General features: G+C 71.5%; 16 protein-coding genes and 1 pseudogene. 5 read left to right on the top strand and 12 right to left on the bottom strand.

Annotated elements, in window-relative coordinates; genetic code table 11:
• The first annotated feature begins 171 nt into the window (after nt 1-171).
• A complete protein-coding gene (locus tag ACFZBT_RS25065) occupies nt 172-594 on the top strand; it encodes a VOC family protein (protein WP_391107269.1) in 423 nt (140 codons plus the stop codon).
• 3 nt (nt 595-597) lie between these two features.
• Here ACFZBT_RS25065 and ACFZBT_RS25060 read toward each other — a convergent pair whose 3' ends face one another.
• The gene (locus ACFZBT_RS25060) at nt 598-1,080 is read right to left on the bottom strand and encodes a GNAT family N-acetyltransferase (RefSeq protein WP_391107266.1); all 483 of its coding nucleotides are present in this window, start codon (nt 1,078-1,080) and stop codon (nt 598-600) included.
• A 57-nt stretch (nt 1,081-1,137) separates the two neighbouring features.
• On the bottom strand, nt 1,138-1,311 hold the full coding sequence (locus ACFZBT_RS25055; RefSeq protein ID WP_189722517.1) for a hypothetical protein: 174 nt from the start codon (nt 1,309-1,311) through the stop codon (nt 1,138-1,140).
• 454 nt (nt 1,312-1,765) lie between these two features.
• Here ACFZBT_RS25055 and ACFZBT_RS25050 point away from each other — a divergent pair, with 454 nt between their 5' ends.
• Together ACFZBT_RS25050 and ACFZBT_RS25045 are read left to right on the top strand one after the other, a co-directional pair.
• The gene (locus tag ACFZBT_RS25050) at nt 1,766-2,221 is read left to right on the top strand and encodes a hypothetical protein (RefSeq protein WP_391107262.1); all 456 of its coding nucleotides are present in this window, start codon (nt 1,766-1,768) and stop codon (nt 2,219-2,221) included.
• 25 nt (nt 2,222-2,246) lie between these two features.
• Nucleotides 2,247-3,029 carry a glucose 1-dehydrogenase gene (locus ACFZBT_RS25045; RefSeq protein ID WP_391107259.1) on the top strand — a complete coding sequence of 261 codons (783 nt, stop codon included), beginning with the start codon at nt 2,247-2,249 and terminating at the stop codon, nt 3,027-3,029.
• Between the two features lie 66 nt (nt 3,030-3,095).
• Here the strand turns inward: ACFZBT_RS25045 and ACFZBT_RS25040 are convergent, their stop codons facing one another.
• The 6 genes from ACFZBT_RS25040 to ACFZBT_RS25015 all read right to left on the bottom strand — a co-directional run bounded on the left by ACFZBT_RS25040 (nt 3,096) and on the right by ACFZBT_RS25015 (nt 12,135).
• Complete coding sequence (locus ACFZBT_RS25040) at nt 3,096-4,598, bottom strand: SDR family NAD(P)-dependent oxidoreductase (RefSeq protein WP_391107256.1); 1,503 nt, start codon at nt 4,596-4,598, stop codon at nt 3,096-3,098.
• Nucleotides 4,599-4,703: 105 nt separating this feature from the next.
• On the bottom strand, nt 4,704-6,047 hold the full coding sequence (locus tag ACFZBT_RS25035; protein ID WP_391107254.1) for a wax ester/triacylglycerol synthase family O-acyltransferase: 1,344 nt from the start codon (nt 6,045-6,047) through the stop codon (nt 4,704-4,706).
• Nucleotides 6,048-6,192: 145 nt separating this feature from the next.
• Nucleotides 6,193-8,811, bottom strand: coding sequence for a PA14 domain-containing protein (locus ACFZBT_RS25030; RefSeq protein ID WP_391107251.1), 2,619 nt, complete (start codon nt 8,809-8,811; stop codon nt 6,193-6,195).
• 102 nt (nt 8,812-8,913) lie between these two features.
• On the bottom strand, nt 8,914-10,134 hold the full coding sequence (gene glgC / locus ACFZBT_RS25025; RefSeq protein ID WP_391107248.1) for a glucose-1-phosphate adenylyltransferase: 1,221 nt from the start codon (nt 10,132-10,134) through the stop codon (nt 8,914-8,916).
• Nucleotides 10,135-10,185: 51 nt separating this feature from the next.
• Nucleotides 10,186-11,337, bottom strand: coding sequence for a glycogen synthase (glgA, locus tag ACFZBT_RS25020; protein WP_391107245.1), 1,152 nt, complete (start codon nt 11,335-11,337; stop codon nt 10,186-10,188).
• Nucleotides 11,338-11,376: 39 nt separating this feature from the next.
• A complete protein-coding gene (locus ACFZBT_RS25015) occupies nt 11,377-12,135 on the bottom strand; it encodes a (2Fe-2S)-binding protein (protein WP_391107242.1) in 759 nt (252 codons plus the stop codon).
• 210 nt (nt 12,136-12,345) lie between these two features.
• Here ACFZBT_RS25015 and ACFZBT_RS25010 point away from each other — a divergent pair.
• Nucleotides 12,346-13,171, top strand: a pseudogene (locus ACFZBT_RS25010) (DMT family transporter); the annotation flags it as partial.
• 771 nt (nt 13,172-13,942) lie between these two features.
• Here the strand turns inward: ACFZBT_RS25010 and ACFZBT_RS25005 are convergent.
• On the bottom strand, nt 13,943-15,151 hold the full coding sequence (locus tag ACFZBT_RS25005; protein WP_391107239.1) for a transglycosylase family protein: 1,209 nt from the start codon (nt 15,149-15,151) through the stop codon (nt 13,943-13,945).
• 348 nt (nt 15,152-15,499) lie between these two features.
• Between ACFZBT_RS25005 and gndA the strand changes: the two genes are divergently transcribed.
• Nucleotides 15,500-16,939, top strand: a complete 1,440-nt coding sequence (gene gndA / locus ACFZBT_RS25000; RefSeq protein ID WP_391107236.1) for an NADP-dependent phosphogluconate dehydrogenase — start codon at nt 15,500-15,502, stop codon at nt 16,937-16,939.
• A 583-nt stretch (nt 16,940-17,522) separates the two neighbouring features.
• Here gndA and ACFZBT_RS24995 read toward each other — a convergent pair.
• From ACFZBT_RS24995 to ACFZBT_RS24985, 3 genes are all read right to left on the bottom strand, one after another.
• Nucleotides 17,523-17,867 (bottom strand): N-acetyltransferase, encoded by a 345-nt coding sequence (locus ACFZBT_RS24995; protein ID WP_391107234.1) that lies wholly within the window; start codon nt 17,865-17,867, stop codon nt 17,523-17,525.
• A gap of 29 nt (nt 17,868-17,896) precedes the next feature.
• Nucleotides 17,897-18,316 (bottom strand): aspartate 1-decarboxylase, encoded by a 420-nt coding sequence (gene panD, locus ACFZBT_RS24990; protein WP_391107231.1) that lies wholly within the window; start codon nt 18,314-18,316, stop codon nt 17,897-17,899.
• Nucleotides 18,317-19,033: 717 nt separating this feature from the next.
• Nucleotides 19,034-20,932 (bottom strand): NAD-binding lipoprotein, encoded by a 1,899-nt coding sequence (locus ACFZBT_RS24985; RefSeq protein WP_391107228.1) that lies wholly within the window; start codon nt 20,930-20,932, stop codon nt 19,034-19,036.
• Between the last annotated feature and the right edge of the window lie 271 nt (nt 20,933-21,203).

Genomic DNA, 21,203 nt, shown 5'->3' with positions numbered 1-21,203 from the left:
ATACACGAGTGAGGCGCCCGGCCTCGGCGTGAGCGCGGCGGGGGTGACCCCGCCCGGCCCCGTCCGAGTGCCGGAGAGGGCGCGAGCCCCGCCCCTCGTCTCCGTTTCCCCGCTCCCCGCGCCGCTGCGGCGCTTCACCACGGATCCCGAAACCCGGAGACGAATCCACTCATGTCCCACGCACAGCACACGCCGCCCGCCCTGCCGACCACCGTCGCCCACCTCAACCACACCGCCGTCTTCGCCTCGGACCGCCGGTTGTCGGCGGAGTTCCTGGCGGCCGTCCTGGGCCTGGAGGTCGGCGCCCCCTTCGGACCGTTCCTGCCCGTCGACCTGGGCAACGGCGTGACCCTCGACTACTACGAGAAGCGCGACGAGCCGATCCAGGGGCAGCACTACGCCTTCCTCGTGCCCGAGGAGCGGTTCGACGCCATGATCGGCCGCCTGGAGACGCTCGGAGTCACGTACTACGCCGACCCGAGCCACACCGAACCCGGCCGCGTCAACGACCTCTTCGGCGGCCGCGGCGCCTACTTCGACGACCCGGACGGCCACAACATGGAGATCATGACCCGGCCGTACGTCCGCCCCTGATACTCAGAGCGCCCGGTACATGATGTGCAGTCCGACCCGGCCGTCCCGGGGATGGTCGAACGCTTCCGGCACCGTGCCGAGGATCGTGAAGCCGAGGGCGGTCCACAGCTTCACGGCCGGGTTGGTCTCGACGACGGCGTTGAACACCATGCCCCGGTAACCGGCGGCCCTGGCTTCGGTCAGGAGGTGTTCGGCGAGGGCCCGGCCGTAACCACGGCCGCCCTGGCCGGGGTCGACCATGAAGCCGGCGTTGGCGATACGGGCGGCGGGGCCACCGTAGTTGGGGGTGAGATACGCGGAGGCGACGACGACGCCGCCGTCGTCCTCGACGACGTAGACCTGTTTCGCGGGATTCATCCACAGGACCCGGGCCTCCTCCTCGGAGGTACCCGGGTCCCACGCGTAGGTCTCGCCCGCGGCGACGATGTGGTGCCAGAAGGGCCAGATACGCGGCCAGTCGTCAGCCGTTGCTTCCCTGATCAGCATGGGCGTGAGTCTGGCACGCCCATGCGTTCGGCGAAGTCGGAGGGGGTGCGCCCTTGGTCAGTCGACGCTGGGCAGGATGTGGGGCTCCGCGAGGTCCTCCTCGTAGCCCGCGAGGCGGATCGGGGCCGACCGGGCCCACACGTCGAGGCTGCCGAGCTCGTCGGCCCGTCGGCCGGCGCGCTCGCCGCGTTCCTTGGGGCGCTGATCTCGATTCGTCTTCTCCGGTGTCACCGCGCACTCCTTATGTGTCGGTCACCCTCGGGACGCACGCGCCGGTCCTGCTGCGCCTGACGCCCCGTATGGGTTTGATGTCAAAAGCAGTTCGGACGCGGTGGCGCCGGTCGACTCACGGGAGAGGCCGTGGTGAACCGGCTTGTCCCATGACGGACCGTGGGTGTGGGTAGGACCCCGTACTGCTGTCCGTCCGGACCAGATTAACCAAATGAGCGGACCCCCGCTCGATGGGGCTGAAAACGGCCGGTAACAATCGCGCGTCATCCGGCGTTCAACTCGGCTTCAGAAGCCGTTTTGTTCATCTACAGGCGATTTGAGTACCACCCGAACGGCGTACAGAGGCGTAGGTGCTTTCGACACGGTTGCGCAGTTCAAGTGCCGTTGGCTGAGTCGAAAGCTCGCCATGATCTGCTGCCGCACGGCAACGGCTGTCCCGCGGGAGGACTGACGCATGGAGCTGCGCAGCGTCGAGGAGCTGATGGATCTGCTGCACGCCTGCCGGGGCACCAGGGTCGCTCCGGACCGCGACCGCCCGCCGGTCGACCTCCACGACCACGCGCTGCGGACCGCCGCGCTGCTGCGCCGCGGCCGCCCGGCCGACAAGGAGCTCCAAGTGGCGGGTCTGGTGCAGCCCGTCGGCGGACTGCTGTGGCCCGGCGATCCGGCCGCGCGCGCCGACCACGCGGCCCACGCGGTGCGCGCCCTGCTCGGCGAGCGGGTCTCCCGCCTCGTCCGCCGGTGCCCCCGCCGGGACGATTCCGACGACCTCGACGACGACCTCCTCACCCTGCGCCAGGCGACCGAGGAGGGCCGCACGGCCGGGTTCGACGCCGGGGTCCTGGAGGACTGGCGCACTGTGCTGCACCTCTTGGCGGCGCGCAATTCCCGTCTCGGGGCTGTCGACTGACGGAGCGCCATGAGACCGTACGCCGATGGGGTCCTCGTCGTACGGGCTGGAGGGCAGAGCCGCCGTGGTCACGGGGGCGACGCGCGGGATCGGCCTGGCCGTCGCCCGGCAGCTGGTGACCGCCGGAGCATCGGTCTGCGTGACCGCGCGGGACGCCGACGAGGTACAGCGCACTGCCGAGGAGCTGGGCGGCATCGGGCTCGCGGGCGATGTCGCCGACCCCGGCCATCCCCGGCGCCTGACCGAGCTGGCCCTGCGCGAGTTCGGCCGCCTCGACATCCTGGTCAACAACGCGGCCACCAACCAGCCGTACGGACCGCTGATGGAGGTCGACCCGGAGGACTGGAGCGATGCCTTCGCCGTCAACGTCGAGGCACCGCTGCGGCTCGTACAGTGCGCGTGGCGGTCCTGGATGTCGGAACACGGCGGCGCGGTGGTCAACGTGTGCACGGAGGGCGCCGGACACGTCGGCCCGAACGTGGGCGCGTACCGCACGAGCAAGGCGGCATTGCTGCATCTGACCCAGCAGCTGGCAGGTGAGCTGGGGCCCCGGGTACGTGTGAACTCGGTCTCCCCCGGCTTGGTACGTACCGAGATGGCCCGGTTCGTATGGGAGCCCGGTGAGCACGAGGTGGCATCCGGCCTGCCGCTCGGCCGGATCGGCGAGCCGGAGGATGTCGCAAGGGCAGTCGTGTGGCTGGCGTCAGACGCGGCGGAGTGGGTGACCGGCGCGGACCTGGTGGTGGACGGCGGCACTCGAGCAAGGGCAGCGCGCACCCCGGCCTGTCAGGGGCGCGGGGCGGTATGAATGTGCGGCTCCGCCGCGTGGGCGCGACAAGCCACACTCAGCCCGCTGACGCCGTCCGGAAGGCCGCTACCACTTACCCGGCGCGTAGTCCTTCAGAAAGACCCCGTACAGATCCTCCCCCGCCTCACCCCGCACGATCGGGTCGTACACACGCGCCGCCCCGTCGACAAGGTCGAGCGGCGCATGGAACCCGGCCTCGGCCAGCCGCAGCTTGTCGTAGTGAGGCCGCTCATCCGTGATCCACCCCGTGTCGACCGAGGTCATCAGAATCCCGTCGGCCTGGAACATCTCCTGCGCACTGGTCCGCGTCACCATGTTCATCGCGGCCTTGGCGGCGTTCGTGTTCGGGTGCCCCGCGCCCTTGTAGCCGCGGCCGAAGACCCCCTCCATCGCCGAGACGTTCACGACGTACGCCCGCCCGCTCGCCGCCTTCTTCGCGGCCTCCGCCATCGCGGGACGCAAGGCGCTGATCAGGATGAACGGCGACGTGTAGTTGCAGAGCTGGGTCTCCAGCAGCTCCACCGGGGAGATCTGGTCGATCGTCTGCACCCAGGTGTTGGAGTCGACCACGTCGGGCACGAGCCCGCCCGCGTCGATCGCCGTGCCGTCCAGGTGCCGCTCGACGCTGGCGTTGCCCGCGACCAGGGCGAGGTCGGCGACCTTCTGCGCGTCGAGGCCGCTGGTGCCGAGCGGCAGCGCGGCGAGGCCGTCGACCGCGCCGGAGTTGAAGGCTCCGATGACGTGGTGGGCGGGGAGTTCCCCGGCGGGCAGCGGGGCGCTCTCGCCGTCGACCAGGGCGGCGTATGCGGAGGGCAGCCGGCGCACGGTCTGCGTCGCGTTGTTGACGAGGATGTCGAGGGGGCCGGCGTCGGCGACCTGGTCGGCGAGGGCCACGGCCTGGGCCGGGTCGCGCAGGTCGATGCCGACGACCTCCAGGCGGTGCATCCAGTCCGCGGAGTCGTCCATCGCCTTGAAGCGGCGGATGGCGTCCTTCGGGAAGCGCGTGGTGATCGTGGTGTGCGCGCCGTCGCGCAGCAGCCGGAGCGCGATGTACATGCCGATCTTGGCGCGGCCGCCGGTGAGCAGGGCGCGCTTGCCGGTGAGGTCGGCGCGGACGTCGCGCTTCTCGCGGTTCACGCGGGCGCAGTCGGGACAGAGCTGGTGGTAGAAGTAGTCGACTTCCACGTACCGGGCCTTGCAGGTGTAGCAGGAGCGCGGGCGCTGGAGTATCCCGGCGATCCTGCCCTCCTCGGTGTTCGAGGAGGGCAGCAGTCCCTCGGTCTCGTCGTCGATGCGCTGGGCGGAGCCGGTCGCCGTGGCCTCCGTGACCGCCTTGTCGTGGGCGGTCTTGGCGGCCCGGCGCTCCTGACGGCGGCGCTGCTTGACCGTGCGGTAGACGCCCGCGGTGGCCCGGCGCACGGCGATGGCGTCAGGGTGGTCGACCTCCAGCTTGTCGAGTTCCTCGAGCACGCTGAGGCAGACGGCCAGACGCTCCGGGTCGATGCCGGGTCCGTACGAGAGCCCGCTCGCCTCGTCCTTGGCCTGCGGGCCGTCCTCTGTCACCGTCATCGCCGCTGTCGTTCCCTGCTCTGCCGTCGCGGCGCGCCGGTCGCGCCCGCATTCGAAGGGCGAATTTTACGGAGCGCCGGGCCGGACCGCCAAACCCGCTCCTGATCAGGGCTCGCAGGCCGTGATCAGCGTCCGCACCTCCTCCGTGACGGCGGCGGCGAATCGGTCGAGGTCGGGGACGGCCTCGGCGTCGGCGACGAGGCCGTAGTGGACGCTGCCCCGGTACGTCGAGACCGCCACCGCCAGGGAGTGGCCGGGAGGCAGCGGGGCGAAGGGGAACACGGCGGTGAGCGGGTTGCCACCGAGTTTCAGGCCGAGGCTGGGCAGGGGCACGCTGGTCACCAGGATGTCGAACCAGAGCCGTGCCGCCTGGCCGACCAGCGGGCCGCCGAGCCGGTGGGCGAGGGCGGGGACGTGGTCGGCGAGCAGGGCGACGGCGCCCGCGCCCCGGTTGGGGCCGGCGTCCTTGTTGCGGTCCATGGCGGTGCGGACCGAGGCGAGGCGCGCCAGCGGGTCCTCGTCGTCCACCGGAAGCCGTATCAGGTAACCGGAGAGCCGGTTGCCCTGTGGGCAGGCGGTGCGCGGGCGGCGCCTGGAGACGGGGATCAGGGCGCGGGGCGCCACACCCTCGCTGCCGTCGCCGCGCTCGTCGAGCCAGCGGCGCAGGGCGCCCGCGACGACGGCGATCAGCACGTCGTTGACGGTACCGCCGACGGTCTTGCGGACGCGGTGCACGTCGTCGAGGTCGAGCACCACTCCGGCGGTGCGGCGGGTGCCGCTCGGTTCGCAGGTGAGCGCGGGGGTGGAGCGCACATCGAGGGAGGAGCGGGCGACGGAGGCGCCGATGTCCAGGGCCCTGGACACGTCGGACAGGGCGCCGCGCACCAGCCCGGGCAGGTCGCGCACGTCCGGCAGCAGAGGGCGCGGGGGCGCGGCGGGGCGCGGCTTGGGCGCCGGCATGTCCATCGGGTCCATGAGGCCCGCGGCGAGGGTCAGTGCCCGGAGCCCGTCGGCCAGGGCGTGGTGGAACTTGAACAGCACCGCGAAGGAGCCGCCGTCCTCGCCCGGCAGCACATGGGCCTCCCAGGGCGGCCGGACGCGCTCCAGCGGACGTCCCATGAGCCGGCTCGCCCTCGCGTGGAAGTCGGCGGTCGGGGCGTGCAGCCGCACATGGTGCTGGGGGTCGAAGTCCGGGTCCGCCTCCCGGGCCGCGCCGCCGAAGGCGTGCGGCCGGCGCAGGGCCGAGGGCAGCGGCTGCCACACGTCGCGGATGCGCATGCGCAGTCCGGGGACGCCGGCGGCACGGGCCGCGAGCAGGTCCGCGGCGTGGGCGCCCGCCGCCGGCGAGTGGGCCGGGAAGATCCCGAGCGCCCCGAGGTGCATCGGGTGCTCGGCGGACTCGAGGTTCCAGAACGCCAGGTCGAGAGGAGCGAGCAGGTCAGCAGTCAAGGGCTTGCCTCGCGTCGACGACGGGGTGGGTCAGCAGTCAACCGCCCCCAGCCGATTACGGTCAAGTACGATCAGGCTACGTACAGTTAACAGCAGATTAAGTCCCGCCCCGGCGAGAGGGGCGGGACTCATGGTGCATGTGATGTCAGTCCAGCACAGGTTGCGCCGCCGGGCACCCCGTGGGAGTCACCCGGGAGGCGTCACGGATCAACGCCTGGTGCGCGGCCTTCAGCCGGGCCGTGTCCGGTTTCAGCACCGCCCGGTCGTACGTCAGGAAGCCGTTCAGCTCCCCCTCGACGTCCGTGATCTGGGTGTACACGGCGCCGTTGCTGCCCCGGCAGACCAGGGCCCGGACCTCGTCCAGCCTGGCCAGATAGTCCTCGGTGTAGGTGGCCGGGTCCACGTCGACGTACGACTGCTGCACCGACCAGGCGTGGCCGGGCACCGCGAGGCCGAGGCCGCCGTACTCGCCGCTGACCAGGGCACGCTCACCGTCCGGGCGCGGTGGCAGGGCCGGGCTGGGATAGCCGTGCTCGTCCATGAGGTCGCCCGTGCCGCCGTCGGCGCCGAGGTTCAGCCCGGACTGACCGTTGACCAGCCGGGTCGGGTCCCACGCCTTGGCCTGCTCGGCGACCCGGCCCACGTCGTACTGGCCCCAGCCCTCGTTGAAGGTCACCCACATGACGACCGACGGGCTGCTGATGTGCTCGTCGATCATCTCTTTCATCTCGCGCTCGTAGCGCGCACGGGAGGAGGCGCTCGGGTTCACCCCGGCCGTCATCGCGGGCATGTCCTGCCACACCAGCAGCCCGAGCCGGTCGGCCCAGTGGAACCAGCGGTCCGGCTCGACCTTGATGTGCTTGCGGACGGAGTTGAAGCCGAGCCGCTTGTGCGCCTTCAGGTCGTAGGCCAGGGCCTCGTCGGTGGGCGCGGTGTGCAGGCCGTCCGGCCAGAAGCCCTGGTCGAGGGTGGCCATCATGAAGACCGGCTCACCGTTGAGGACCGTGCGCGGAACGCCGTTCACCTTCTCGACGGCGATGGAGCGCATCCCGAAGTAGCTGCCGACCCGGTCGGCGCCGACCTTCACCTTGAGCTTGTAGAGGAAGGGGTCGTCGGGGGACCACAGGTGCGGGTCGCGCACGGTCAGGGTCAGCGGGCTGCCGGTGCGGCCGCTCGCCGTGGCCACCACGCGCTTCCCGTCGTACGCCGTCGCCGTGATCGGTACGCCGTCCCGGACGCCCCGGGCCTCCACCGTCAGCTTCTCGCCGGCCACGTCCGGGGTGAGCTTGAGGGAGTCGGCGTGGTCGCGGGCCACCGGCTCCATCCAGACCGTCTGCCAGATGCCGGAGGACGGGGTGTACCAGATGCCGCTCGGGTCCAGGCGCTGCTTGCCGAGCGGCGGGTTCTCGCCGGATGCCGCGTCGGTCGGGTCGTAGACGCCGACGATCAGCTCCTGGGTGCGGCCGGGCTTCAGCGCGTCGGTGATGTCGGCACCGAACTTGTCGTAGCCGCCCTCGTGCTCGGCCACCTTGGTGCCGTTGACGTAGATCTCCGAGCGCCAGTCGACGGCGCCGAAGTTGAGCTTGAGCCGCTTGCCTGAGCCGATGTCCCAGTCGCGCGGGACCGTGAAGGTGCGGCGGTACCACATGCGGTCCTCGTGCCGTTCGATGCCGGAGAGCTGGGACTCCACCGGGTACGGGACGAGGATGCGCTCCTTCAGGGTCCTGCCGACGGGCGGCTGCTCGCCGGGCTCGGCGGCGGCGAACTGCCAGCGGCCGTTGAGACTGCGCCAGGCGTTCCGGGTGAGCTGCGGGCGCGGATACTCGGGGTGGGCGTTCTCCGGCCCGACCTCGTCGGCCCAGCGGGTGCTCAGCTGGTGCGTCGAGCGATTGGGGCCGCTGGTCATGAACGCCTTGACAACGTTGCCTTCGATGTCGGAGAGACCGCCCTGACCGTCGTAGCGGATGTCGGCGGTACCGCGGGCCGTGCCGGTCTTGTTGCCGACGACCGGCTCATCGAGGGCGACCAGGAGGGAGGTGGGGTCGGACGGGTCCGGTCGCGCCGCGCCCAGGGGCCACTCGGCGCCGCCGATCACCGCCTTGAGGTGGTCGGTGAAGCCCGCCGGGGGTGCGGCCAGGGGCTGGGCGAAGTCCAGCTTGAGCGTGCGGCCGGTGGCCTGGACCGTGGCCGCGAGGGCTCCGTCGTAGTCGAAGCCGTCGGGGAGGCGGAACGCCGACTGCGGGACGGGCTCCTTGGCGGAGCCCGGCCGGGTCCAGCGGAGGTGGAGGTTGGAGCCGCCGTAGTGCTCGAAGTACTCGACCTTGATGTCGTAGGCCTGGCCCGCGGTCAGGTCGACGGGCTGGGCCGTCTGTTCGCGGTCCCAGTCGTCCACCCAGTGGTCGATGAGGGGCTTTCCGTCGATCCAGAGGCGGAAGCCGTTGTCACCGATGACCGAGAACGTGTGGGGGCCGGTCTTCTCCGGGACGATCTTCCCGGTCCAGCGGACACTGACGTCGTCCGAGCGGCCGGTGGTGAAGTTCAGGCGCGGCTCCAGGTTGTCGAAGTCGAGGTCCTGGTCGAAGGTCGTCGCCTTGAGGGTGTGGAAGTCGAAGGCGCCGGGGGCGGAGTGGGTGAAGTACTCGCCCTTCAGGCCGTGGATCTCGGCGGGGTCGTCCGCGAGGGCGGGGGCCGCGGTCAGGCCGGTGAGGGCGAGGAACGCGGCGAGGAGTAACGCGAGCCGGTTTCTGAGGGGTCCGGTACGCACGGAACCTCCGTTTACAACGATGTCATGAACGGGCGAGGGCATGACAACACGGATTTCCGCTCTTCGTCCATAGGCAGGACAAAGTCCCCGGGCAGGGACCCGTCAGGTGACCAACTGCCCCTTCCCCAGCGCGATCACGCCGCCCTTGGACACCGTGTACAGCTCGGCGTCCCGTTCCGGGTTGACGCCGATCGTCGCGCCCGGCGGCACCTCGACGTTCTTGTCGAGGACGGCGCCGCGCACCACCGCGCCCCGGCCGATGTGCACGTTGTCGTGCAGGACGGAGCCCTGCACCACGGCCCCCGGGTCCACCACGACCCCCGGCGACAGCACGGACCGCGTGACCTGGCCGCGCACCAGGCAGCCCGCGCTGATGATGGACTCGCTGGCGATGCCGCCGGCGTTGAAGCGGGCCGGCGAGAGCTGGTACGAGTGCGTGTAGATCGGCCAGTCGCGGTTGTACAGATTGAAGGCGGGGCGCTCGGCGATCAGGTCCATGTGGGCCTCGTAGTAGGCGTCCAGCGTGCCGACGTCCCGCCAGTAGCCCTGGTCGCGGGTGGTCTCACCGGGCACGTGGTTGGCGCTGAAGTCGTACAGCGCCGCCTCGCCCCGGTCGGTGAGCTGGGGCAGGATCGAGCCGCCCATGTCGTGCACGGAGGACTCGTCCTCCGCGTCCCGCCGGAGCGCCTCGATGAGGGCCTTGGTGGTGAAGATGTAGTTGCCCATGGAGGCGAAGACCATGTCGGGGTCGTCCGGCAGGCCGGGCGGATCCGTCGGCTTCTCCAGGAAGCGCTCCACCGTCTGGCCGTCCGAGCCCGGCGTGATCACGCCGAACGACGAGGACTCGGTGCGCGGCACCCGGATCCCGGCCACCGTCACGCCCGCGCCGCTGTCGATGTGCTGGGCGAGCATCTGGCGGGGGTCCATGCGGTAGACGTGGTCGGCGCCGAAGACGGCGACGTACTCGGGCTGCTCGTCGTAGACGAGGTTCAGCGACTGCAGGATCGCGTCCGCGCTGCCCAGGTACCAGCGCGGGCCGAGGCGCTGCTGGGCGGGCACCGGCGTGACGTAGTTGCCCAGCAGGTTGGACATCCGCCAGGTGGTGGTGATGTGCCGGTCCAGCGAGTGCGACTTGTACTGCGTCAGGACGCAGATGCGCAGGATGTCGCCGTTGACGAGGTTGGACAGTACGAAGTCCACCAGGCGGTAGGTGCCGCCGAAGGTGACCGCGGGTTTGGCCCGGTCTGCCGTCAGGGGCATCAGGCGTTTACCCTCGCCGCCGGCCAGCACGATTCCCAGGACCGAAGGACCACCACGACGCATGGCCGCTCCCCTCACGCCGATTTCCCGATGCCTGCCCCTGTGCAGCGGGGGCTAAGCCTGTTTGAGGATCTCCTCGTAGAGCCGGACCGTGCGGCGGGCCACCGCGTCCCAGCCGAACTCGCCGACCGCCCGCTCCCGCCCGGCCTCACCCATCCGCCCGGCGCTCTCCGGGTCGGCCAGGACGGTGTCCATGGCCCGGGCGAGACCCGCCTCGAAGTCGTCACCGGCCGGGACGAGCAGACCGGTCCTGCCGTCGTCCACGACCTCGGGGATGCCGCCGACCGCCGAGGCCACCACGGGCGTGCCGCAGGCCATCGCCTCCAGGTTCACGATGCCGAGCGGCTCGTACACCGAGGGGCACACGAACAGGGCGGCGTGGGTGAGGAGCTGGATCACCTCCGGGCGCGGCAGCATCCGCGGAATCCAGAACACTCCGTCGCGGACCCGGCTCAGCTCCCCGAACAGCTCGCGGAACTCCTGGTCGATCTCCGGCGTGTCCGGCGCGCCCGCGCACAGCACGACCTGCGCGGCCGGGTCGATGTCCCGCACCGCGCGCAGCAGGTGGGGCACGCCCTTCTGCCGGGTGATACGGCCGACGAACAGCACGTACGGACGGGAGCGGTCGAGTCCGATCCGGTCCAGGGCGTCCGTGCCGTGGTCGGGCCGGTAGAGGGCCGTGTCGATGCCGTTGTGCACGACGTGGACCCGCTCCGGGTCCAGTGCGGGGTAGCAGCCGAGGATGTCCTCACGCATGGCCCCGGACACGGCGATCACCGCGTCGGCCGCCTCGATCGCGGTGCGTTCGGCCCAGCTCGACAGCTCGTAGCCGCCGCCGAGCTGCTCGGCCTTCCAGGGGCGCAGCGGCTCCAGGGAGTGCGCGGTCATGACGTGCGGGATGCCGTACAGCATCTTGGCGAGGTGGCCGCCGAGGTTGGCGTACCACGTGTGGGAGTGGACCAGCTCGCGGCCCTCCAGGGCGGCGGCCATGGCGAGGTCGACGGAGAAGGTGCGCAGCGCGTCGTTGGCGCCGTCGAGCGCGGACCAGGAGCGGTGGCGCCGCACGCCGTCGGCCCGGCCCTCGCCCCAGCAGTGCACGTCCAGGTCGACGAGCGGTCTGAGCTCGCGGGCCAGGAACTCGACATGGACGCCCGCACCGCCGTACACATCCGGCGGGTACTCCCGGGTCAGCAGTCCCACTCGCACCCGCAACTCCCTGCTCTCAGCGGCCGTTCCCTTTCATGGTCACCCAGATGTGGCGTGTGGGGAAGAGCGGGGCGGCCTCGTGAAGCAACAGTCGCCGCAGACACCTCCGCCGGGCACCCGGTAGTAGAGACAGCAGCTGCGGCGCCGGAAGGCGGTGCCGGTGAGGGTTCCGGCGCCCGTGAGCAGGGGGTGCGCGAGGAGTTCGGCGGCCAGGGAGCGGGCCCGGGCGGCGGTGTCGCCACGGTCGTGCCGCCGGGCCCAGCGGTCGAGTTCGCGGGCGGCGCCCGCCAGCGCGGAGGCGGCGTTGCCGCGCAGGAGACCGGAGGCCAGGCGGTAGTGGGCGCGCAGGGCCGTCGCCAGGGGTTCGAGGTGGCCGTGGAAGACCGTGTCCGCGAGCGTCGCCGCGTCCGCCCCGGGGAGCGGCCGTACGTCCGTCAGCCACAGGTCGTCGGGGGCGCTGCCGTCGGCGTCCCAGCGCAGCAGCCGGGCGTCGAGGTCGGGGACGCCGCCGTACAGGACGGCGCAGCCGAGCGCGACGGACCACAGGCGGGCCGCGAGGCCCAGGTGGGCCACGGACGCGGCGATGCGCAACTCCGGGGCGTGTAGGGCTCCGGCCACCTTATGGACGCGAAAAATCAGGGGATTTCCGTACTCGTCCGGTGACGTTTCGCGGTAGGCCTGTGCGAGAGTGGGAAGAGGCCTGGCCGCCGCTCCTTCCGTGCGCAGCACGAAGAAGCCGCCGAGCGGGCGGAGTGCGGCGAGGCCGGGGTCGAGGTCCACGAAGACCAGTAGTACCAAGGCCCCTAGGGGACGCGACCCGGTGGCCCCCGACCGTGGTCGCCCACCCTGGGGATGAGGGTGCTCCCCTCGTACTCCATCGGCAGTAGGACCCAATGAGTGCTCAGGGACGACGACGGGAAGACCTGGACACGGCAGGGTGTTGGTCATGAAAGCCGACCTTTCGCCGCGCCGGGCTGAATGCCCCCGCCTGACGCAGAGGAGCAGCCGATGAGCGCCCTCGCGTTGTCCGTCCTGCTCTCCCTCGTGTCCGCCGTCGCGTACGCGGGTGGGGCGATCGTGCAGGAGCGGGTGGCGGAGTCCTCGCCGGGCGAGCAGTACGCGCCGCTGCGCCGGCCGGGCTGGTGGGCGGCGGTCGGCCTCAACGGCCTCGGCGGAGTGCTGCACGTGGTGGCGCTGGCGTACGGTCCGCTGAGCCTGGTGCAGCCGCTGGGCGCGCTGACCATCGTGGTGGCCCTGCCGATGGCGGCGCTGTTCGTCGGCCGCAAGGCGGGTGCCACGGCCTGGCGGGGCGCGATCATGGCGACGGTGGGGCTCGCCGGTCTGCTGTCCCTGGTCGCGGCGTCCGACGCGCGGTCGCTGGACACGGCCCAGCGGGTGGCCGTGGCCGTCGTCACCGCGGGTGCGGTCGTGACACTGATGATCGCCGCCCGGGCCGCGCACCGGCACCCGGCGGTGCGCAGCATGCTGCTGGCGACGGCCTCCGGTATCGCGTTCGGCATGTCCTCGGTGTTCACCAAGACCGTCGCGGTCGACTGGACCGGCGGTGTGTCGGCGGCCGACGTGCCCTCGCTCGCCGTCATCGGCGTCCTCGCGACGGCGGGCATGCTGCTGTCGCAGGCCGCGTACCGGGGCGCCGGCCTCACGGCCCCGCTGGCCACGCTGACGGTCGTGAACCCTGTGGTCGCGGCCGCGGTCGGCATCACGATGTTCGGAGAAACCTTCCGCTACGGCACGACGGGCACAGCACTCGCCCTGAGCTGTGGTGTGGTGGCGGCGGGCGGGCTGATCCTGCTGACGACTGAACGGCTCGCGCAGGGCCAGCCGCAGAGCTCGGGAACGGGCCTGGAGGTCGCGGACACGGGCCTGGTCCCCGTCGACACGGACCTGGTCCCCGTCGACACGGGCCTCGGGACGTCGGGAACGCTGCCCGAGCCTGCCGGAAGCGGACGGGGCCGGCCGGAGCCGGTGAGCGCCGGGTCCGCGGGCAAGGGCGACGCTGTTGGGGCGGTGGGCGGCCTGCCCGGAAGCAGGGGCTCGCTGCCCGAGGCCGTGTGGGCGTCGCCCGTCGAAGTGGGCAGCCCGGCCGGGGCGGTGAACGGTTTGCCGGAGCCCCTGAGCGCGCCGCACGAGACCGTGAGGGCGGCGCCCGTCGGCGTGGGCGCCCTGGGCGGGCCAGTGGACGGCTCGCCCGCGCCCCGGAGCGCTCCGGCCGAGATCGGCGCACCGCCCGAGACCGCGAGGGCGTCGCCCGCAGGCGCGGGCAGCCTGGCCGAAGCGGTGAGCGGTTCGGACGAACCCCTGGGCGCACTGACCGGGACCGTCGGGGCGCCACCCGCGGCCGTGGGTGCGCTGCCGCAGGCGCGTGCCGGGGCAGGGGAGCGTGGCCCGGTCGGGCGTAAGCGGTCCGGGGACGAAACGGCGCCCCTGGCCGCCGCCGGGCCCGAGGCCGCGCCGGACATGCCGTACGAGAGCGGGGAACCGCCGGTGACCTCAGGTCCCGGCGAACGCCGCCCGCTCTCCTACGTGCCCTTCTACGGCATCCCGTACGTCCCGCTCCCCACGGTCGACCGGCACCGCACCCGCGTCAGATCGTGACGCCGCCGGCCCTGAGATAGGCCACCGGGTCGACGTCCGTACCGAAACCGGGCCCCGTCCGCACCTCGAAGTGCAGATGCGGGCCCGAGCTGTTGCCGGTGGAGCCGGAGCGGCCGAGGCGCTGGCCGGCGGTCACCGTCTGCCCGTCCCGCACGGAGATCGCCGACAGGTGAGCGTACTGGCTGTATCGGCCGTCGGCGTGCCGGACCACGACCTGGTAGCCGAAGGAGCCGCCCCAGCCCGCGCTGACGACGCTGCCCGCCGCGACCGACCTGATGGACGTGCCCGTGGGCACGGGGAAGTCGACGCCGGTGTGGTAGCCCTTCGACCAGGACGAGCCCGCCTTGCGGTAGGGCGTTCCCAGGGAGCCGCTGACGGGGGCGACGAGGCCCTGCCGGGCGGACGTGGACCTTCCGGCGCGCTCCTTGCTCTCCTCCTTGGAGCGGTCCTTGGCACGTTCCTTCGCACGGTCCGGCTTCTTGGGCGACGGCTTGGCCGCCGGGGCCGGCTTGTGCGCGGGACGCGTCTTCGTGGCGCCCTCGCCGCTCAGCGCGAGCCGCTGACCGGGCACGATCAGGTCGGGGTCGGCTCCTATGGCCGAGCGGTTGGCGGCGTACAGACCCCGCCAGCCGCCCCGGACCTCCTGGTCGGACGCGATACCGGAGAGGGTGTCGCCGCGGACGACGGTGTACATCTCGGCGCTGCCCGCCCGGGACTGCGGCGTGGACTGCGGCCGCACGTCCTCGATGGAGGTCCTGGGCTTCTTGCGCGCGTCCTTCTTCGTGCCCTCGGAGGCCGGCCGGATGTCGGGCTCGACTCCGCCCCGGGTCAGTCCGGCCCGTTTCGAGCAGACCGGCCAGGCGCCCGGGCCCTGCCCGTCGAGCACCTTCTCGGCGACGGCGATCTGCTCGTCCTTGGTGGCCAGGTCCGCGCGGGCCGCGTAGGTCCGGCCGCCGTACGCCTCCCAGGTGGACTGGGTGAACTGCAGACCGCCGTAGAACCCGTTGCCGGTGTTGATGTTCCAGTTGCTGGTGGACTCGCAGGCGGCGACCTTGTTCCAGGTGTCCACGTCCGCCGCGTGGGCGGCGCCGGTGCCCATGAACGGCAGTGCCATGCCCGCGCCACCCGCCGTGACGGTGAGTGAGGCGCGGTTGATCCTGTTCGGCTGATACCGGCGGTGCCGGCCGCGTACGGCCATCGGGTGCCCCCCTAGACATGCGTCAGGAGGGGCAAAAGTAAGCGCTGCGAACCGGCCAGAACAAGACGGCTATCAGCCGCCCAGGCGCCCAAATGGCCGGTATGAGGCCCCTGTTGCGCGACGTGCGCCACGGCCGTGCACCGCGTACGCCACTCGGTGCGCGGGTGCGACGTGCGCGGGTACGCGTACATCGGCTGAGCGCGACGGGGCTTTCGTGCGTATCACGCTGCGCGACGTCGTACGACCCGCGCGTGCGGACGGAGTAGCGGCACGTCAGGATGGTCGACGGGGGCATGCTGGTGGACACCACCGGCAGCACCGATACCGAGGTCTTTAGGAGCCAACCGAATGAGCAGTACAGCGCAGATCGGCGTCACGGGTCTCGCGGTCATGGGCCGCAACCTCGCCCGCAACTTCGCCCGCAACGGCTACGCGGTGGCGGTGCACAACCGGACGCCCGCGCGCACGCGCGCCCTGGTCGAGGAGTTCGGCGGCGAGGGGGACTTCGTCGCGTGCGAGAGCGCCAAGGAGTTCGTGGCGGCGCTGGAGCGGCCGCGGCGGCTGGTCGTGATGGTGAAGGCCGGCGAGCCGACGGACGCGGTGATCCAGGAGTTCGCCCCGCTGCTGGAGCCCGGCGACATGATCATCGACGGCGGCAACGCGCACTTCGCGGACACCCGGCGCCGGGAGCGGGAGCTGCGCGAGCAGGGCATCCACTTCGTCGGCATGGGCGTCTCCGGCGGCGAGGAGGGCGCGCTCAACGGGCCGAGCATCATGCCGGGCGGCCCGAAGGAGTCGTACGACTCGCTGGGTCCGATGCTGGAGAAGATCTCGGCGAAGGCGGCCGACGGTTCGCCGTGTGTCTCCCACGTCGGTCCGGACGGTGCCGGGCACTTCGTGAAGATGGTGCACAACGGCATCGAGTACGCGGACATGCAGCTCATCGGCGAGGCGTACCAGCTGCTGCGTGATGTCGCCGGCTACTCCCCCTCCCAGATCGCGGAGATCTTCCGCACCTGGAACCAGGGCCGTCTCGATTCCTACCTGATCGAGATCACGGCCGAGGTGCTGTCGCACGTCGACGCTCAGACGGGCAAGCCGTTCGTGGACGTCGTGGTGGACCAGGCCGAGCAGAAGGGCACCGGCCGCTGGACGGTCCAGATCGCCCTCGACCTGGGCGTTCCGGTGTCCGGTATCGCGGAGGCCGTCTTCGCGCGCTCGCTGTCGGGTCACGCGGGGCTTCGGGAGGCCTCACGCGAACTCGCCGGGCCGAAGGCGAAGCCGCTCAGCGAGTCGGAGGCGCAGGCCTTCGCCGACCGGGTGGAGCAGGCGCTGTACGCGTCGAAGATCGTGTCGTACACGCAGGGCTTCCACGAGATCGACGCGGCCCGCGACGAGTACGGCTGGGACATCGACCTCGGTGCGGTCTCCGCGCTGTGGCGCGGCGGCTGCATCATCCGCGCGGCCTTCCTGGACCGGATCCGCTCCGCCTACGACACCCGGCCGGACCTGCCGAGCCTGCTGTCGGACGCGACGTTCGCGCAGGAGATCGCGGACGCCCAGGACGACTGGCGCGAGGTGCTGGTCGCCGCGACGCGGCAGGGTGTGCCGACGCCGGGCTTCGCCGCGGCCCTCGCCTACTACGACGCGCTGCGCGCGGAGCGGCTGCCGGCTGCGCTGACGCAGGGGCAGCGGGACTACTTCGGTGCGCACACGTACCGCAGGGTGGACCGGGACGGGTCGTTCCACACGCTGTGGGGCGGGGACCGGTCGGAGGTCTCCGCGTAGGCGCTCGTCGCTGAGGGAACGGTGAGGGGCCGGTGGACTGGCAGTCCACCGGCCCCTTCTCGTTCTCGTTCTGGTGTCGTCTGTCGTTCAGGAGAGCGGCGGGCCCGGCTCGGGGCTGGGTACGGGTTCCGGGCCCGGGGGGATGGGTGACGGGTCGGGACCCGGCACGGGGTCCGGCCCCGGGGGCGGGGTCGGGGACGGGGGCGGCGGTGTCGGCTCCGGGCCCGGCGGTGGCTGCGGATCCGGCACCGGGTCGGGGCGCGGCTCCGGGCGCTGGGGATCCGGGCCCGGTGTCGGCCCCGGATGCACGGGGTCGGGAAACGGATTCGTCATGAGGCCCTCCAGCCAGTCGATCGACTCCGGCTCTGGACTACTCCCCCGCCTACCCGGCACCTGCTTCCCCAGTCACTCCGGCGCGGGACGGGGAAGGGACCAGGTGGGGGTAGTGGCGGGCGAGTGGGCTGCGCGGGGCGGGACCCTGCCGGGCTGGGTCGAGGTGATCGATCCCGGGTGTCCGGCGGAAACACGCCCCGGGTCCGGCTCGCAGAGCACGCGGCCCTGCCCAGCCGGTGCGCCTCGTCCGTCAGAAGCGTCCGGGATGCTCCGCCAGCCACTCCTTCGCCGCCGTCAGCAGGTCCTGACCGGCCGGGCGAGCCTCGTCGGGGTGGCGTTCGGCCCATCGGGTGACGTAGGGACACAACGAGACGACCGGGCTGTGCTCACGTGCGGCGATGGCGTGGAGCTCACGTGCCAGCGACCCCGCGATGCCCTGGCCCTCATGGGCCGGTTCGACGATCGTGTGGACGGGCACCAGCGCGCGCTCGGGGCTCTCGAGGACGAAGTACTCGATGCGGCCGACGACTTCACCGCCGGTCAGCGCCTCCAGGCGGCCGGCCGCCCGGTCGTCGCGGATCTCCAGGTCCTTCATACGGACGTGCTCCTGTCCCGTGGGTCCGGTCAGGCCCCGACGGCCTGCGGGCTGCGCTGCTGGTCCGAGCCGGGCACCGGCTCGGACGGGTCGGCGCCCAGGGCCACGATCTTGTTGTCGCGGTCCACGTGCACGACCCTGGGGGTGAGTGCCCGCGCCTCGGCGTCCGTCACCTGTGCGTAGCTGATGATGATCACGAGATCGCCGGGGTGCACGAGATGCGCGGCAGCCCCGTTGATCCCGATCACCCCGGATCCGCGCTCGCCCTCGATGACGTACGTCTCCAGCCGGGCGCCGTTGGTGATGTCCACGATGTGCACGAGCTCGCCGGGCAGCAGATCGGCGGCGTCGAGCAGGTCGGCGTCGATGGTCACCGATCCCACGTAGTGCAGGTCGGCCTGGGTGACGGTGGCGCGGTGGATCTTGGACTTGAACAGAGTACGCAGCACTTTGGACTCCTGGAAGACGGCTCCCTGCCTGCTTTGTGCAGGTCAAGGGCGGTCTTCACTTTACAACTGGCACGCGCTCGACTCGAAGATTGTGAGGAACATCGCTCCACTCCGGCAAGAGGGCTCCCGGCCTGCCCCTTCGCACGAACAGGCTGTTGTGAGCGTCCGAGAGGAGCCTGATCGACAGTCGTCTCGGAAATGTGCGGGGCGTGCTGACCAGATGCTGACTTACCCCATGACCCCTCAGGTGGGGCGATCGCCAGAACGGTCTCTTCCTGCGCAGGGATGCGCGAGAACCTGGCCGCGGCGGCGTCAGCTCGGTATCCGGTGCCGCCGTTGGTCTGCACGACGTAGGCACCGCTGTCGGCGCCGAAGGCGACGTCCTGGTCGCCGGCGTTCTCGCCCGTCAGCGGGTACACCTTTGGGAAGAAGCGGGCTTGCCCCTGCCTCTTCGGCGGCAGATACAGGTTGGACTTCTGTTCGGTGCCGTCGAAGTGGCCCGAGACCTTGGGGTGCGGTAACGGTGGGGTCAGATCCCTCTCGTCGATCAGAGGTTGGTTGTACGTCGGGTCGTCGCAGTCCGGGGTGACCCACCTCGGTCCGCCGCTGACGAGTGCCGCGTGAACAGACCCGGCGTGTCCGTAGCGCGGGGCAGCACACACCCCTTCCGGCATTCCGACGCCGGACAGCGCCCCCGCGTCCTGCCGAAGCCTTCCGTCAGTCCTTGCCGACGACGACCACTTCGTCCTCGACCGTCCAGCGGCGCCGCTCGGCTTTGGGCGGGTTGATCCGCACGCCGTAGCCCGGACTCGTCGAAGAGTCGTCGTGACTTCGGTAGCCGATGGCGCATTCGCCGCGATGACGTGCCGCGGCCACGACTGTGGCGAAGGACGTCTCACACCCTGGCAGCACGTAGTCGGTGGCCGGCCGCAGGCGAACCCCGGTGCCGTCGGCGGAGAACAGTTCCTCGAACACCGCTGCCAGGTGCCGGTTCTGGGAAATCTGCGCCATGAGCAGGCCGATGAGCTTGCCACTGATGATCACATCGGCTCCGGGGCTGATGGGGGCCAGCGCCCGGTTGCGGTCGTCGATCAGTTCGGTGACAACCGGCAGTTCGCGCCCGGTGGCTTCCTCCAGTTGACGCAGAAGCAGCAGGGTGACGAGCGTGCGGTTGTCGGGGTCGTCCGGCGGCTGCCCCGGAGCGGGGTCCTGACCGAGCACGATCACGCTGTCGTAGGAGTGAACTTCCAGACGCCGCAGGGTCTCGGGACGGGTGATGTCCCCGTGGTGCAGTGTCAGGGTCAGATCGGTGCCGCTCTGCGTGTCGGCGTCGCTCACCTGCCGGGCTGTCACCTCACGACCGTCCGCCACCACGTCGACGGCTGATCCGGGCCGGGCGCGGCGGCGCAACTGGTCGACTATGAGCGGCGCTCGGCGATTCCAGCCCAGCAGGAGAACCCGCTCCGGTCGCACGGGCGTCGAAGGGCCGGATGCCATCGCCGCCTTCTCGACCAACCCCGCGCAGTCGTCCAGCCAGGCCGTGTCGTCGTCACGGGAGATGACGATGAGCAGGTCGTCCGGAGCGATGGGCGTCTGCGGTGGCGGGTTGAGCAGGGGGGTGTCTCCTCGCACCATCCCGACGACGCTGGACGTCGGGTAGGACAGCAGCGCGTCGGCGAACGGGCGGCCGGCCAGGGCCGCCTCGCTGATCAGGTAGAACTCGTCGCCGGCGAAGTCGAGGAGTTCCTGGTGCACAAGGGAGAGCCCGGGGCGCCGCGCGGCCTGGACGATCAGCCGGGCGGTGACGGTGTCGCTCTCCAGGACGACACCGCCCGGTCCGGCGGCGAGGCAGGCGGCCAGGCGGTAGCGGTCGTCCCGGACCGCGGCGACGACGGGCGGACGGGAACCCTCCCCGGCCAGGGCTGCCCTGAGCGCCAGCAGCGTCTTGACCACCTCGGCGTCGGCGTCCGGCTCGTCGTGGGGCAGGACCAGCACGACACCGGCCGTGGCCGGGCTGGTCAGGGTGAGCACGGCCGGGTCGGTGGTGGGGCCGCTGCGGCAGATCAGCCGCGTACGGCCGACGGGACCCACCTTCGTGCTCAGAGCCTCCTCCATGGCGGTCTTGTCCCGGTCGGCCAGCACAGCCACGGCCGCCCGCCGCTGGTTGGCGTTGGCGGCCACCAGCTCGCTCACCACTGTGAAGACCTGCTCCGACCACCCCAGGACCACCGCGTGCCCTTGTTCGAGCACGGTGGAACGGCCCCGTCGCAACTCGGTGAGCCGCTCCGTGAGCGCCGTCGTGATCAGGCCGACGAGCGTCGAGACGTACAGCAGAGCGACCAGCGCGAGCAGCACCGACATCGTCACTCGCAGCGGCGCCCCCGTCGCACCGCCCAGCCGCAGTGTCTCCCCGGTGAGGCGCCATACCTCCGTCAGCCGGTCCGCCAGGGGCGCCGGCGCGTCGGGGTCGGTCCACACCAGCACCGCACTGGCCGGGACGACGATGGCCAGACACAACAGCGCCATCCAGCCGACGAGAGCGGGGGCGCCGCGGGCCAGCGTGCTGTCGAACCAGTAACGGGCTCTGTCACCGAACGGAGTGCGCCGCTGCGCCACCCTTCCCCCTCCGCCGCCCCGCACTCTCATGGGGCCTGCGCAGCGCCGCGTACGCGATGCGCCGCGCAGGCCCGCCGAGAGCACGGATGTGAATACGCATGTGGCAGTGTCGGGGATCGATCACGGCGGCAGACGGAGTTCGCTCGGCATTCATCCCTTCGGGTTTCCCGAGCCGTCCACGTCGGCGGACCTGCTGTGACGTCAGGGTTTATCGCCCCGTCTTCGCTCCTTCGAGTCAACGCCGGAGCGAAGGGCGGACGCCTGGTCACGG

The sequence above is a fragment of the Streptomyces sp. NPDC008137 genome (assembly GCF_042957035.1).
Taxonomy (GTDB): domain Bacteria; phylum Actinomycetota; class Actinomycetes; order Streptomycetales; family Streptomycetaceae; genus Streptomyces.
This window is presented reverse-complemented; position numbering and strand designations above follow the sequence as displayed.

Excerpts from the sequence above, each read along its gene's own strand:
- ACFZBT_RS25065 (WP_391107269.1), top strand. The coding sequence starts at position 172 with ATGTCCCACGCACAGCACACGCCGCCCGCCCTGCCGACCACCGTCGCC.
- ACFZBT_RS25060 (WP_391107266.1), bottom strand. The coding sequence starts at position 1,080 with ATGCTGATCAGGGAAGCAACGGCTGACGACTGGCCGCGTATCTGGCCC.
- ACFZBT_RS25050 (WP_391107262.1), top strand. The coding sequence starts at position 1,766 with ATGGAGCTGCGCAGCGTCGAGGAGCTGATGGATCTGCTGCACGCCTGC.
- ACFZBT_RS25045 (WP_391107259.1), top strand. The coding sequence starts at position 2,247 with ATGGGGTCCTCGTCGTACGGGCTGGAGGGCAGAGCCGCCGTGGTCACG.
- ACFZBT_RS25040 (WP_391107256.1), bottom strand. The coding sequence starts at position 4,598 with ATGACGGTGACAGAGGACGGCCCGCAGGCCAAGGACGAGGCGAGCGGG.
- glgC (WP_391107248.1), bottom strand. The coding sequence starts at position 10,134 with ATGCGTCGTGGTGGTCCTTCGGTCCTGGGAATCGTGCTGGCCGGCGGC.
- ACFZBT_RS25005 (WP_391107239.1), bottom strand. The coding sequence starts at position 15,151 with ATGGCCGTACGCGGCCGGCACCGCCGGTATCAGCCGAACAGGATCAAC.
- gndA (WP_391107236.1), top strand. The coding sequence starts at position 15,500 with ATGAGCAGTACAGCGCAGATCGGCGTCACGGGTCTCGCGGTCATGGGC.
- ACFZBT_RS24995 (WP_391107234.1), bottom strand. The coding sequence starts at position 17,867 with ATGAAGGACCTGGAGATCCGCGACGACCGGGCGGCCGGCCGCCTGGAG.